At 36.4% G+C, this 15,501-nt stretch carries 7 protein-coding genes; all 7 read right to left on the minus strand.

Annotated features, from left to right (window positions below; all coding sequences use genetic code 11):
- Positions 1-189: 189 nt before the first annotated feature.
- The 7 genes from EV144_RS16960 to EV144_RS16990 all read right to left on the minus strand — a co-directional run bounded on the left by EV144_RS16960 (position 190) and on the right by EV144_RS16990 (position 15,476).
- Positions 190-1,665, minus strand: a complete 1,476-nt coding sequence (locus EV144_RS16960) for a glycoside hydrolase family 28 protein (RefSeq protein WP_134150352.1) — start codon at positions 1,663-1,665, stop codon at positions 190-192.
- A 53-nt stretch (positions 1,666-1,718) separates the two neighbouring features.
- Positions 1,719-3,044 carry a sugar porter family MFS transporter gene (locus tag EV144_RS16965; RefSeq protein WP_134150353.1) on the minus strand — a complete coding sequence of 442 codons (1,326 nt, stop codon included), beginning with the start codon at positions 3,042-3,044 and terminating at the stop codon, positions 1,719-1,721.
- A 55-nt stretch (positions 3,045-3,099) separates the two neighbouring features.
- Positions 3,100-5,082 carry a sialate O-acetylesterase gene (locus EV144_RS16970; RefSeq protein WP_134150354.1) on the minus strand — a complete coding sequence of 661 codons (1,983 nt, stop codon included), beginning with the start codon at positions 5,080-5,082 and terminating at the stop codon, positions 3,100-3,102.
- Positions 5,083-5,124: 42 nt separating this feature from the next.
- Positions 5,125-7,074 carry a glycoside hydrolase family 97 protein gene (locus EV144_RS16975; RefSeq protein WP_134150355.1) on the minus strand — a complete coding sequence of 650 codons (1,950 nt, stop codon included), beginning with the start codon at positions 7,072-7,074 and terminating at the stop codon, positions 5,125-5,127.
- Between the two features lie 302 nt (positions 7,075-7,376).
- A complete protein-coding gene (locus EV144_RS16980; protein WP_134150356.1) occupies positions 7,377-9,878 on the minus strand; it encodes a glycoside hydrolase family 3 C-terminal domain-containing protein in 2,502 nt (833 codons plus the stop codon).
- 5 nt (positions 9,879-9,883) lie between these two features.
- Complete coding sequence (locus tag EV144_RS16985) at positions 9,884-13,078, minus strand: glycoside hydrolase family 2 TIM barrel-domain containing protein (RefSeq protein ID WP_208326861.1); 3,195 nt, start codon at positions 13,076-13,078, stop codon at positions 9,884-9,886.
- A gap of 406 nt (positions 13,079-13,484) precedes the next feature.
- A complete protein-coding gene (locus EV144_RS16990; RefSeq protein WP_134150357.1) occupies positions 13,485-15,476 on the minus strand; it encodes a RagB/SusD family nutrient uptake outer membrane protein in 1,992 nt (663 codons plus the stop codon).
- Between the last annotated feature and the right edge of the window lie 25 nt (positions 15,477-15,501).

Here is a 15,501-nt window from a genome sequence, read left to right on the forward strand (position 1 = left end):
AATCTTGAATGCGTATTATATTTTAAACTGATAGATTTGAGTTTGTTTTAACCTTAAAAATTATCGCTTGATGTATTAAATACTACTATTATTCCTTATTAAAAGAAAATAATTATACTATTAATCTCGTTAATTATTCAAAACAAGAAAAAGAATTTCCCCCATAATAATGAATATTATAATGGTTTATTATTGCTGAATTTTGGAGCAGTTAACCGTAAAAATGTTTTTCTTGTTATCTTGTTTCTTCACTTTCAATTTCATGAAAGAAACATGATGAACATCATCTAAAACGACGGCTGTTCTAGTATCAGGTTTTGTTACGGTTATAAAAAGGCTTGTAATTTGTAGATTTTTGGCATGGCGTATAAAAACTCCCCACGATGGTAATTCGCCAAACATATCGTATTCGGGATAACTGCTGGGCTTTTCTGGTATGTCTTTGGTATTCTCTATAGCAATTTTAGACAGTGCTTTTTCTGCTCCGCCTGGCAATTTGATTGTTACATTTTTAAGGGTAATATCTGAAATAATTTGCTCTGGAAGACCCGCGATTACAATTCCGGGCATTATTTTTAATGGATTGTTTTCTGCCCGAATTTCTGCGGTAACATTTTGTATGGATACATTGTTTATACTGCCTTTTCGGGTTCCTTTTCTCGCACCGGCACGCAGGAATATGGCATTGCCAATATTAGTTCCTTGCACTCCATCAATTTGAATATTTTCTATTGCAGCACCGTCAACCGCTTCTAACGCAATTGCCGAACGCCTTGTATCGAATACTTTATTGTTTAAAATTTTAATGTCTTTAAAACCTCCCAATGATGCCGTGCCAAACTTGATTCCGCTGGCATCTGTGGTCATACTGTTGTTTCGTATTAAGATATTTTGATTGGCCACATCTGGATTTAAAGATTTTAAACAAATACCATCGTCACTGCTGTTAAAATAAGAATTGAGTACTTTAAAATTATTGCAATCAACAATATCAATTCCGTCATTGTTCCAGAATGCACGGCTTTCAACTCTAACATTATCTACGGTTACTCCTTTGCATTGATTGTAACATTGTACCCAGCAAGCAGAATTTTTAAGGGTTATATTTTCAATTAATACATTTTCACATCCAAAGAAGTTAATAATCATAGGTCTTCTGTCTTCGTCGGGACGATCAATAGAACCGCCTTTTTCTAAGCCTTTATTCAATAATTCGCCTACATTCGCGGCCAATTCTTTTCCCTGACCATCAATAATGCCTTTGCCGGTAATACCAATATTATGTTGATTAAGTCCCAAAAACAAGGCAAGCGATGTAGAAAAATTATGATCAAATGCGGTATTTTGTCTGTCGTAATCAAAAGGATTTACAGAACCTAACAGCACTGCGCCTTCGTCTAATTGAATCGTAACATCCGATTTAAAATGAATGCAGCCCGTTAGGTAAATTCCCTTTGAAAATACAAGTCTGCCACCACCATTTTGACTAATGTAATCAATACCATATTGTATAGAACGTGTGTTAAGAATAGTTCCTCCTGATTGTATACCAAAATAAGAAACATCATAATCTTTTCCTTTCGCAACAATACTATTTGAAGCTAAGAACAGGATTAAAAATGAAACATTAAGCAGCATTAATTTTATAGAAGTTTGATTAGTCATTTTAAAAAAAATTAGTTTCTATTTTAAGGCTTGAAAGCTTCGTTTTAATTGCATTATTTTTTCGACAGACTTTCTGATAATTCTTCTAAAGTCCTTCCTTTAGTTTCCGGCATCTTGACAAAAACCCAAACCAACTGAAATACCATCATCAAACAGAAGAAACAAAACACGGTTGCAGCGCCAATTTCTTTGAATAAAAAAGGTATAAAAGATGGAATTAAAGCGGCTAAAACCCAGTGAACTGAGGTTCCGAAAGAAGTTCCGGCTGCTCTTAATTTGTTTGGAAATAATTCTGAAATAAAAACCCAGATTACAGAACCCTGTCCGATGGCATGAGAAGCTATGAACAAAAAGAAAAACAGCGGAATCAGCATTCCTTTCCATTCCAAATAGAAAGCTATTGTTACTAAGCCTAAGGAAATTATATAACCAAAAGAGCCAATATACATCAGGGTTTTTCTTCCGTATTTATCGATAAGTGAAATCCCGACTAACGTAAAAATCAGATTGACCAAACCGATGCCAATACTGCTAAAAAACGAAGCTGATTTCTCTAAACCCGCCAATTCAAAAATACGTGGAGCGTAATATAAGAATGCATTAATCCCAGAAAACTGATTGAAAAGTGCGATGAAAAATGCCAGCATCAACGGTTTTCTGTATTTTTTCATAAAAATAGATTCGTTGGATATTTCCTGCTGTTTTTCATTTTCCATTGCTTGTATTTCTACAGCCGTTTCTTCCTCTGTATTGATCATTTTTAAAATTTCAATCGCTTTTTCTTTGTCTTTTTTATATTCATAAATCCAGCGCGGACTTTCGGGAATTCCGAAAATCAACAACATGTATAATAAAGCCGGAGCCGATTGTACACCTAACATCCATCGCCAGGAGTTTTCTCCAAAATCCTGCAATAAATAATTGGATAGAAAAGCAATCAAAATCCCAAAAACGATATTAAACTGGTACAAGGCAACCAATTTTCCTCTGTTTTTTGCCGGAGCAATTTCAGAAACATAAGTCGGCGCGGCGATAGTAGAAACTCCAATTCCTAAGCCTCCTAAAAAGCGGAAAATGGAGAAAAAGATTGAATTGTTCGCAAAAGCGGTTCCAACGGCTGAAAGAAAAAATAAAATACCAATTAAGATGAGTGTTTTTTTCCTGCCCAATCTGGTCGTTGGAATGGCACCAAAAATAGCTCCGATAACCGTTCCCCACAATGCAGAAGACATCACAACCAATCCGTGATATAAATCAGAAGTACCCCATAATTGCTGTAATTGTTTGTCTGCTCCGGATATTACAACGGTATCAAAACCAAATAAAAAACCGGCTAATGCCACTACAACAGACCAGTACAATATTTTTTTATTTTTCATCTCTAATTTTGGTTATTTACTTTTTACAATTTAAATAATGGCTAAACTTTCACTGTTATTCTTCTGATGTAAAAGTGGCTGCAGGCAATCCATTTTTATTAAATAAACTTGCTCCGCTTGCATCAGTCCACGCGTAACGCACATAAACAGGTTTGGTTATTTTTGCATTAGAAACGATCACTTTATCATCTTGAATTTTTGCTGTTGCCGGAAGAAAAACTTTATCAGCTCCTGCAATTTCAAAACCAGAAATTTCTTTATCCGGAGTCGATAAACCGTCTCCAACATTATCAAATTCAACAAGTAATGTATCTCCAGCTAGTTCGTTTTTCTTATACAAAGGCCCTGTAATGGTAATCTTTTTTCCATATTCATCGCCTAAAGCAATTGCTGCCAAACGATCGCCAACTGCTTTTTTATTTGGTGGATGAATTGTAGTAAGACTTCCAACATCCAGCGTTACAGCCATTCCGGTTTTTGGTGTATTTAAAGCCAGTCTTTGCGCGTTGCGAAGTGCTGCCGATTTTCCTTTTTGATCGCCACCATAATTATTGGGAGCCAATTGTACAAAGTAGAACGGAAAATCATAATTCCATTTTGATCTCCAGTCTTTTATCATCGCAGGAAATAAAGTTTTGTATTGTTCTGCCCTGCCAACATTTGTTTCTCCCTGATACCAAATTGCCCCTTTTATAGTAAAAGGCACCAAAGGATTGATCATCGCATTGTATAATACGGTTGGCGAATTTGAATTGTATCGGGAAAGATTTGGGCGTTTAGAAAAATCCTGATGCAAACCGTAAGTATAAAATCTATGATCGGCAATTTCGGCTACAAGGCGGGATTTCCATTTTCCGTCAAGCGGAATATTTTCGCCTTTATTATTAGACAATACCATAGACCCTACACTTCCGGGACCGCCTGTATCAATAATTCGTATCGCGAGAGTGTTTGCACCTTTAGTTAATAATGTTTTTGGAATGCTCATTTTTCTTGGTGCATTGGCATAACCGCTTCCGGCTAAACCGCCCACTTTTTTACCGTTTACATAAACGGCATCCATATCATCTACAGAAGCAATATCAAGTTGATAATCAGCATTTGGATCATTAATAGTAAATGATTTTCGCAGCCAGATTGCGCCGTCAAATTCATCGTTTTTTAATCGGTCTATACGTCCCGGAAGTTCCAGCAAGTCCCAATCTGAATCGTCCATTTCGCGCATTGATGCGTTGTAATCATCAAAAACGATATCTTCCCATTCTTTGGTCGTTGCGGGTACAGGTTGTGATTTGCGATTATTAAACCAATCTTTTCTTATAATGGCATTTTCTTTTAATTGAACGATTGGATTTTTGAATTCTGTAAATTTTTCTAACGATGCTTCACTTGTCCAGGCTTCTGCGGGCGTACCTCCAACTGCAGACTGAATAATTCCAATTGGCACATGAAGTTCTTCGTAGAGTTTTTTAGCAAAAAAATACGCTGTCGCACTTACGTTTCCAGAAGTTTTAGGCGAAATAACCTGCCAATTTCCTTGTATTGAATCTATTGGCTGAGATGCCAGATTGAGCCCAACTTTCATAAATCTAATATTAGGCAGATCTGATTTTGCAATTTCTTTTTCAGAATCTAAAATAATGTCGTTTGGCAGCCAGCCCGACAATTGCATTTCCATATTAGACTGTCCGGAAGCAAGCCAAACCTCACCTACTAAAACATCTTTAATAAGCAAAGTTTCGCTGCCACTGGATAGATTGATATTGTAAGGTCCGCCAGCTTTTGGTGTCTCTAGTTTTAAAGTCCATTTTCCGGTTTTGTCTGCTGTAGTTTTAGCTTTTTTTCCCCAGCTGGCAGAAACTGTTACCTCCTTTTGAGGAGTGGTAATTCCCCAAAAAGAAGTATTTTGTTTCTGTTGTAAAACCATGTGATCTGTAAATAAATTAGAGACCGACAATGTTTTTTTATCATTTATCGCGTGCTGAGCGTTACAAATCAATTGCGAAAAGCAAAGGATAAGAAATACGATTTTTTTCATTTATAAAATTTTTCCTGAATGAATATTCGATAGTATTAAATCTTATTTTTTAGGTGTAAGTCTGGCAGCCCAGCCACCGTTTTTAACCATTTTAAACGAAATTTCCTGACCTTGTTTTACTTCACTTTCTACACGTTTGTAATCCATTGCCTGTCTTCCGGCGTTGATTCCGTCCTGAAAAGAACTCATATCGTAATTGGTGTTTTTGGCTAAGAAATCAAGGTTAATTTTAATTTCTCTTTTTTCCTGACTTCCGTTGGTTATTGCGCCAATAAACCATTGATCGCCTTTTCTTTTGGCAACTACCAGATATTCTCCTGCTTTGGCATCTATGGCAATTGTTTCATCCCAAGTAGTTGGTACTTTGGTAATAAATTCTGTACATTCTTTGTTTTGGTAATAATTGGTCGGATTATCTGCCAGCATTTGCAAACCACTTTCAAAAGCGATGTAAAGCGCCATTTGAAAAGTTCTCGTTCCTTTTGCAGCAGCATTTGGTCGGTCGCTGTGATAGATTTCCGGCTGCATGTTGATCATGGCTCCCGGCGTAAAATCCATTGGGCCAACTGCGTTTCTCATAAACGGTAAAAATAAACTGTTGTCTACAGTAGCACCGCCCATTTGTTCTAAGCCTCTTACACCTTCGTAAGACAAAAGATTTGGATATGCATATTCTAAACCTGCCGGTTTAAACGAACCGTGAAAATCTACAAACATTTTATTTTTTGCCGCTTCTTTTACCACACGTTCGTAATAATTTACCATCCATTGGTCGCTGCGATCCATAAAATCGATTTTTACTCCGGCAATTCCCCAATCGCTAAACGTTTTGAATAACTCAAAATGGTGCTCTACGGTAAGCCAAGTAAGCCAAAGAACAATTTTTACGTTTTTCTTTTTTCCGTATTCAATCAATTCAAACAGATCAATATTTGGATTTGGAGTAAAGGGATCTATAGTCGATTTTGCCCAGCCTTCGTCCATAACGATATATGGGATTCCAAAAGTGGAAGCAAAATCAATGAAGTATTTATAAGTGTCTTCATTAAAACCTGATTCAAAATCAACGTGATACGGCGTTGCACCGTTCCACCATTCCCAGCTTACCTGACCTGGTTTAATCCAAGACGGATCTTGTATTTTACTGCGTTCTGCCAAATTATACGTCATCGTATTTTCCAGAAGTTGTTTGTCTTCTTTTGTAATGACAAAATATCGCCACGGAAAATTTCTTTTGCCTGTAGTTTTTGCAATATAATCGGCTTGCGAAGTAATTTTCATACTTCTGTCGCCTTCATCTTCAAAAGTTAATGGCGCTTTCGCGAAAACACCTTTCATTTTATTTGGAGCAATTCCTTTTAAAAACATTGCCGGATAATCCGAAAGATCAGATTCAGAAATTAATATTTTATGATCTTGCGAAGTATTGAACAATGCAGGAAGTGTCGCCATTTTCATATTCGAATTAAAATCCTGTGTATTTACTTTTGAATAAGCGTCTTCATACGAAGTTTTAAAAGAACCAACTTGCTGTAAATGCGCTGTATAATTGTTTGGCGTATTTAGTAGAAATTCTTCATCATAAATAATGTTTTCTGCCGATTTTAGATTGGTTATAAAACGATACGCGATTCCGTTATTATAAGCTCTAAATTCTACGCTGTAATCTCCTTTAAAATTCAATCTTAAAAGATTGTAATTGTTCTTAACTGTACTGAATTTTAACGGAACAACAGGTTTTTCATTAATGTTAATTTGTTCTGTTTTTTTTCCTGTTAGTTTTGGTTGTTTTCCTAAAACGCGGTCTTTTAGTTTTAAACTTAAACTATTGTTTTCAAAAATGGTTTCGTTTCCTAAAAATACGGAATAGGTTATGCTGTCCTTTAAGTTTATCTGAAGTTTTAAATTTCCGTCTGGAGAAGATAATGCTTCTTTCTGAGCAAAAGTGCTTAGTGAAAAGAGCATTAGAAGTAAGAAAATGAATTGTTTCATTATGGTTTATTTTAATTTTTAGTTTTTAGGCTCAATTTTTTTGAATTGCCTCCAGCTTTAGCTGGAGGTTATTATTTGATTTTAGATAAGGCTTTAGCCAAATATCCATAGTTTGGCTAAAGCCAATTCATATCGATTTATATTGATCTCCAGCTAAAGCTGGAGGCTATTCATATTTTACAAAACACATTTCTATGTGTTTAATTTTTCTCGCAGATTTAGCAGATTACGGAGATCTTTTTTAATCTTTTTAATCTTTTTAATCTTTTATCTCGATCGTTATCGGGAGTGTCAAAAAAATATTAATTGACTTTAATTGTCTTTTGCAGTTTAATATCTTGCGATGAAGAACCCACTAAAATTCCGAAATCGCCCGGATCAAAACCAAATGCTTTTTGAGCGGTTTTGAAATAAGAAAAAGCTGCTTCGTCTAAATCGATGGTAACTTTTTTGGTTTCACCTGATTTTAAAAATACTTTCGAGAATCCTTTTAATTCTTTCGCTGGACGAATAACTGGACAAACAGGATCGCTTACATATAATTCTGCTACTTCTGCTCCATCAACTTTACCTGTATTTTTAACATCAAAAGTTACTGTTGCTGCAATTTTAGCATCGTTTTGTTTTAAATCTACTTTTAGGTTTGAATAGGTAAAAGTGGTGTACGATAACCCGAAACCAAACGGAAACATTGGCTCTACTTTCTTGGTGTCGTAATAGCGATATCCTAACATTAATTCTTCTTTGTAAGGCACTCGCATATCTTTATCCGTATCATAATAGTTTTTATTGGTAGGATTGTCTGCCCATTCTTTTTCAAAACTTACCGGAAGTTTTCCACTCGGATTTACTAAACCAAGCAATATTTCTGCAACGGCAGTTCCGCCTTCTTGTCCCGGATAAAAAGCATGTACTAAACCTTTTACTTTAGAAAGCCACGGTGTCATGTGTACATTTCCACCTGCATTTAAAACTACAATTGTATTCGGATTTGCTTTTGTTACTTTATCAATAAGCGTTTCATCCATTTCAAGAAGTTCAAAAGGTCGGTCTGAACCTTCGTGTTCAATTTGAAGATTAAAACCAATACAAACTATTGCCACGTCAGATTCTGATGCCATTTTTATCGCATCGTTATAGTTTTCGTCTGTTGGCTCGTACCATGCAAATCTGATGGAAGCGTCTCCGCCAGATTCAAAATATTCCAGTTTAATGCTATATTCTTTACCAGCCTCAAGATGTATCATTTTATTGGTGATAATTGGGCTTTGTTCTTTCCAGAGATCCATTACTTTTTCGCCGTTTACCCATAGACGATAACCATCGTCGCCTTGTACGGTAAATTTATAATCGGTCGTTTTGGTTGGTTTAATAATCCCTGTATAACGAGCGGAGAAATTATCCTGTCCGATTCCTTCGATTCCGGGAGTCTGCACCCATTCGTTATCGATTATTTTTTCGATTCTTACGCCATTTGGTTTTCCTTCGAGATTTCTGTTATTGAAATATTCTGCAGTTAAACCAACTGTGTTTAGATCTGAATTGGTGTAAAAAACAGATTTTGAAGCAAGAGAATTTAAACTTGGAATTCCCATTGTATAATTTACCTCAACACCTTTGGCTAGTTTTTTTAATCCTTCTAAAGTACTTACCGAATGAAAAGGTGTTGTTCTAGAACTTCCTCCACCTGTATTGTAGGTATCTCCATTTGGTCCTATTATGGCAATTTTCTTTGTTTTTGAAAGTTGCAAAGGCAATATATTACCCTGATTTTTTAATAATACGATACCGCCTCTTGCTAAATCTAATGCGACTGCAGCACTTGCAGGATCATCATTTGGGATTGATTCTATTAATTGCGGACGATCGAAAAAGCCATACGTAAAGCAAACTCTTAAAATTCTGGTTACTTTCTCGTTGATCATGGCTTCGGTAATTTCTCCTCTTTTAAAAGCCGGAAGAAGAACCTCTGGTTTCATAAAAGCGTTTCCTGGCATTTCTAAATCTGTTCCTCCTTTAAAAGCTGCTAAACCGTCATGAACGCCGCCCCAATCTGACATTAGAATTCCTTTGAAACCCCATTGTTCTTTTAAGATGACATTGTTCAAATAATTATTGTGTGATGCCTGAACTCCGTTTACTAAATTATAACTGTTCATTACGGCACCAACATTTGCTTTTTGTACGGCTGCCTTAAACGCTGGAAGATAGATTTCTCTTAAGGTACGTTCGTCAATATCAGAACTTATATTGTTTCTGTCGTATTCTTCATTATTGGCAGCAAAATGTTTTACTGTTGCTACTACGCCTTTGCTTTGTACACCGGTTATGTAACTTACTACGAGACTGGAAGAAAGATAAGGGTCTTCGCCCAAATATTCGAAGTTTCTTCCTGCCATTGGCGCACGTGCGATATTGACTCCGGGAGCTAATAAAAAGTTTACATTTCTGGATCTGCAATCGTTTCCTAGTGCAGCGCCTAAACGATAATTTAGTGCATTATCCCAAGTGGCGGCATTTAAAATACTTGCCGGATAAGCGGTACTTTTTCCGTGAGTGTTTGTTCCTGTTGGGCCATCGGTCATTTTAAAGGATGGAACTCCAAGCCTTGCAATGGGCTTGGTGTACATCCAGTCTTTACCGTTTATAAAATCAACTTTTTCTTCTAAAGTCATTTTGGATACTAAATCTGAAACCCTTGATTCAACAGGCGCTTTTGGATCTTTGTAAACTTGGGCTTTCGTATTTTGTGTGCTTGCAGCTACCAGAAGGAAGGCTATGCAAATTTTTTGTATTCTTTTCATCAATTTTAATTTAAATCAATTTCATAATTAAATGACGTTGCTTTTGCATATACTCTATATTGTTCTAATGGTCTAGGGCCACAGCCGTTAGAACCTACGCCTAATGTTTGATGGCTGACACATAAAACAGTTCCTTTACTTTTTGGCAGGTCTATTTTGTATTCAACCGGATCCATTTCTTCATCGCTGTACGGAAGTGCAGAAACCTGCAGTAAAGAATCTACTTGTTTGATGCCTAATTTTGTTCCTAGATTGGAGCTTAGATTTACCCAGCGAACATCTTCATGGTTACCACATTCCATTGGTTTTTCGTAGGGTGTCATTTGGTCTTTTACAGAACTGGAATAATATCCAACGTCAAAACCGCTTTTACGATCTGCATAGTTTTCTACTGGTCCGCGTCCTAAATAATCCATTTTGTCTAAATCATTATTTAAGAACATTCTAACGCCAATTCTTGCCAAAACGAAGTCCGGTTTAGCACCAGGAAAACTTACATCATTGCTCACTTTTATAATTCCGTTTCCGTTAATGGTATAAATTGCATGATGCACAACTGTAAAGTTTTCTTTTCCAGTTCCGGTTAAGTTTACCGTTATTTCGATTACATCAGGAGAAACTTGTTTGGTTTTTACTTCATTCGTTACCCATGAAATATTTCTTAAACCATATTTAACCCAGTCGCGGTATGCCCACATATCGTCTGTCTGGTGTGGCGCACGCCATAAATGAAGCATTGGACCACCATTTTCCTGCAACATATTTTCGCCGCCTTTTTCAAATTTTGTAAAAGTGCCTTTTGTTTTATCAAAATCAAGACTAAAATCTGCACCTTTTACACTAACAATACTTTTTGTATCGTTTAAAGTCAATTTACCTCCCGAAGTTGTATTTTTTGCAGCTGGCACTGGCACTTTTAATTCAAACTGCTGCCATGCAACTTCAAAACCTTTCTCTGCCCATTTCTCCTCTTTTGCAAGTTGAAATGAAACTCTTAAAAAGTATTCTGCACCCGGTTTAGGACTTATTGTAAATGGTATTTTGATATCTTTTTCTGCACCGGGATTGATTGTTCCTACTGCTAAATCGCCAGAAGATATAGGCAGTCCATTTTCTGTTAATTCCCATTTGGCAGTTAACCCTTCAAGGTTAAGAAACTGATAGCGGTTCTTTATAGTCACTACGCCATTTTTAACGTCTTTATTTAGAACGCTAATCCATTGATATGCGTGTTTTAATTCCGGGAAATGTGGTTTAGGAGTTCTGTTGGAAAACACAACGCCTTTATGAATAAAATATCTGTCATTTGGAAATTCGCCAAAACCACCGCCAAAAGCTGTAATTGGATGTTTAGGATCACGATTGTTGTAAATTCCCTGATCCTGCCATTCCCAAATAGCACCTCCAAGCAATTCCGGATATTTGTCAAACGCTTCATTGTATAAATCAACAGATCCCATTGAGTTGAACATGGCATGGGCATATTCGCACAAGTAAAAAGGCTTAGTAAGTGTATTGTCTTTTGCGTGTTCTATCATCGGCGCTATTTGCGTATACATCTGACTGTCTATATCAGCTGGATTTTTTGCACCAATACCAAAACCTTCGTAATGTGTAGGACGGTCTGGATCTATTTTTTTAATTTCTGCTAAAGCCGCTCTAAAATTGCTTCCGCCATTTCCATTTTCATTACCCAAAGACCAAATTAGGACTGAAGGATGGTTTTTAAAATTTTGCACGTTAGCCACATTACGGTCAATAATAGCTGCTTTTATAGTTGGCACTTCATTAAACTGATTCTGTTCTTCGTGACATTCAACGTTTGCTTCTGCAACAAGATAAATTCCGTATTCGTCACAAAGCTCGTACCATCTTGGATTATCAGAATAATGACTTGTACGTACGTGATTACTGTTGGTTTGTTTGATTAATATGATGTCCTGAATCATTTGTTCATCTGTTACAGCATGACCTTTATCAGGAAAATTTTCATGACGATTGACGCCTTTTAGTTTTATTGGTGTGCCGTTTACTAAAAATAAACGTCCTTTTATTTCTATTTCTCTAAAACCTGTGCGCGAAGACAGGGTTTCTACTGTTTTTTTGCCATCAGTTAAAGTAAGTACTGTCGTGTATAAGTTTGGAGTTTCTGCAGTCCACTTCTTTGGATTGCTTACATTAAAAGTAATATCAATTGCTACTTCTTCACCGGGTTTTAAAGCGGGAATCATTTTTTTACCAGTTGATGTGCTTACAGGTGTTTCGCCATCAAACAAAGAAGCTGTAAGTTCTTGCGGCTTCGTTTTTTTACTTCCATAATTTTTTACTTTAGCAGTAACCGTAACCTCAGCATTACGATATTGGGCATCCAGATTCGTTTTAATAAAATAATCTCGAATGTGCTCTTGCGGAGCGCTCCAAAGTGTTACACTTCTAAAAATGCCGCTTAGTCGCCACATGTCCTGATTTTCAAGATAACTTCCGCTTGTAAATCGATACACCTCAACTGCTACTGTATTTTTGCCAGGCTTAACATATTTAGTAAGGTCAAATTCTGCAGCATTTCTACTGTTCACACTGTATCCCACTTTCTTTCCGTTTACCCAAATAAAGAAACCAGCATCTACCCCGTCAAATGTTATAAATATTCGACGGTCTTTCCAGTTTTCAGGAAGATCAAAATCACGTCGGTAACTGCCCACAGGATTTCTTTCTGTAAAATTGGTGTATTTTTCAGATGGAGTTCCCATTACATGTGGAAAGTCTTTTTTGAAAATATAGGTGAAATTACTATAGTTTGGTGTTCCATAACCTTCAACCTGCCAGTTAGAAGGGACGTTTATTTCTTTCCAGCCCGATACATCGTAATCTGTTTTATAAAAATTAGACGGACGTTTTTGAGGCCAGTCCACCCAATTAAATTTCCACATACCATTCAAACTTTTGCTGTAAGTTGATGCGTGTCTGTCTGCCTTTAACGCTTCCTGAAGGGAACCGTATGGCATTAGTGTTGCGTGTGCAGGTTCTTTGTTAATTCCTATGTTTTCTGGATCTTCGATTTCTTTAGGAACTTTTGCAGTATCCTGAGCGGATAATTTTACTTCTGTCTTCTGAAAAGCAAAACCGGAATTTTGACTCAGTACCAGCATTAGAAGGAATAAAATTTTGGTGTTTTGACTTTTTAATATTTGCTGAAACATAAATATAGTTTTAATAATTTGTGAAAGTTAGCGACAGGGTTTTAGGCAAAAAAATATTTTCATTTAATGATAATTCATGCCTGTTGTTTCTTTTTTGGTTCTAAAAACAAATTTTCTCCATTCCTTAAAGCCCAGTCGGGAATACTTCGTACTATGTATAAATTGCCCGAGGTTCTTTTGCAGGAAGGATTGGAAAAGTTAAATAGTTTGCGCATGAATTTTATTATTTGAAAAATCATTTTTATGAAGATTTATAATGGATAAAAAACGAAACAGATTTATAGCCTGTTCCTAAAGTCAAACTTTCATCGATTCTTAAAAGTACTGTCCATAAAAACACAAAATACTTGATAGATCCTGCATTTTTATGAACGATACTTTTATTTGATACTAATCCGTTAAACTATTAGTTTGTTGGACCAGCATTTGCTTTTAATGGCCAATACGGATTTTGATAAATTGGAGATCCTGCTGCATCTTTATTTGGTGATGTAATCAGGAAATGCTGCATTGCTATTGGATTAAGGTAATGTGCCATTGTCCAACGATATCCATCATAAACTAATGACGTAGGCGTTTTTTCATACAAGCGTAAATAATTACTTCTCGCAGGATCAGAAACAGTGCTTCTGTCTCCAATACCATAGGTCAGTTTGCTTGCATCGTACCAGTCTTTCATTGGTCCCCATAATTTAAAACCTTCTACGTGATAAGGTGTATTAATCATTTGATCCAACGATCTCCATCGTTTCAAATCATTAAGTCGGAAACCTTCACCAAGCATTTCTATGCGTCTTTCTCTTCGAATGTTGTATAACACAGGATCAATCAAAGCATTAGCAGAGTAAGCGCCCCAGTCATTTTTAGCTTCTGTACTCATATTAGTTGCTGCAATGGTTTTTTGAAAATCTGAATCTACTCCGGCTCTTTCTCTGATTTTTTTCCAATAACCTGAAGCTGTTCCGTCAACATTTCCATTTTTTTCATAGCTCGCTTCAATATAATTAAGATAAGCTTCTACACCTCTAAAGGCAATACTTCCCATAGAACTTCCCGTAAACTGACCGTAATTTGCTCCGTCATAATTGTTTCCTTTGGTATGATGATATCCTGTAGGCTGATCATGGTTTCCTAACAAATTCATGATATCCGGAATAATTGCTACAGTTGTTCCGTGTGTGTTCAAAGCAGAAGGATAAAGAATATTAATCTGCCCTGGTTCTGCTAAAGAAAGATTTAAACGCATATCTCTCCCTTTTCTAACGTCTGTAAGAAAATCATCTCCGTGGTAGCCTGATCCCGCAGCATAAATTGGTAAACCATTAGCCATTAAACAATTGTCTATAAAGCCTCTGGTATATCCAGATCCGCCGCTTTGTACAGAGATACCAAAAGTATTAGCTACTCCGAGTCCTACATCAAAAGCACGCCACAACAATACTTCATTGTATTTGCTTAAGTCTACATCACTAAACATTTTTAAATAAGGATTGGCATCGCTTGCTTTGGCAAAATCCTGAAACGACTGTCCTGCAACTTCTGTTTTTTGTGAATTTGGAGTTAAAGTAACTTGATCTGCAACTGTTCTTGACGATTCCATTGCCTGAGTCAAAAAGTACTCGATCTCTCCGTCAATACTTCCTGAAGGAAATTGATACCCCTGATTGTATGTTTTTTCTACTCCCGGCCAGCCTGGACCATTTGGAACAAACGCAGTACCTTTAAAATATTTTTCCCAGGTTCCTTCATAAAGTGCTACTCTTGATTTCATCAATTGCGCAACTTGTTTAGACAATCTGTTTCCTTTACCGCTCGTTCCAAAATTTTGCATTAAAGTTGCGGCCGAGTCCAGATCTGAAATAATAAAACGGGCAACTTCATTTCTTGGAGCTCTTTTACTTAATTCTGTCAAGCCTGCAAGATCTACAGCTGGAACTTTTCTAACGATAGGAAAATCACCTAAAGCTACCAATTTTTGAAAATAAATGTAAGCTCTCATAAAGTACATTTCGCCAATGTAATGGCTAACATTTATAGGATTACCTGCAATTTCATTCTTTTTCCATTTTGGAAGTACCTGATTCATGAAATAATTACATTGATAAATATTACCAAAATCCCAATCTCCGCCATTTTCTCCTACAAGCCATCTTCCCGGCACATAACGGTTATCAAAATTACGGTCGGCCTCTGTATCGGTATCACTATCTCTTTGATACGATTCCATTAAAGGAAAAACACCGTAAAGGTTAATCGCGTACGACGCTAATTGTGCTTCATTCTGTAAATAATTTTCTGGTGTAACCTGAGATTGGGGAGGTCGCTCTAAAAAGTCATCTTCGCAGGAACCGAAGACAGTAATTAAGCTAAGTATTAATATTATTCGTATTGATCTCATTATATATATTTTTAAAGTGTATATC

Source organism: Flavobacterium sp. 270 (genome assembly GCF_004368785.1).
In the GTDB taxonomy this organism is placed as follows: domain Bacteria; phylum Bacteroidota; class Bacteroidia; order Flavobacteriales; family Flavobacteriaceae; genus Flavobacterium.

Coding starts and splice junctions, on each gene's coding strand:
- EV144_RS16990 (WP_134150357.1), bottom strand. CDS start 15,476: ATGAGATCAATACGAATAATATTAATACTTAGCTTAATTACTGTCTTC.
- EV144_RS16970 (WP_134150354.1), bottom strand. CDS start 5,082: ATGAAAAAAATCGTATTTCTTATCCTTTGCTTTTCGCAATTGATTTGT.
- EV144_RS16985 (WP_208326861.1), bottom strand. CDS start 13,078: ATGTTTCAGCAAATATTAAAAAGTCAAAACACCAAAATTTTATTCCTT.
- EV144_RS16980 (WP_134150356.1), bottom strand. CDS start 9,878: ATGAAAAGAATACAAAAAATTTGCATAGCCTTCCTTCTGGTAGCTGCA.
- EV144_RS16960 (WP_134150352.1), bottom strand. CDS start 1,665: ATGACTAATCAAACTTCTATAAAATTAATGCTGCTTAATGTTTCATTT.
- EV144_RS16965 (WP_134150353.1), bottom strand. CDS start 3,044: ATGAAAAATAAAAAAATATTGTACTGGTCTGTTGTAGTGGCATTAGCC.
- EV144_RS16975 (WP_134150355.1), bottom strand. CDS start 7,074: ATGAAACAATTCATTTTCTTACTTCTAATGCTCTTTTCACTAAGCACT.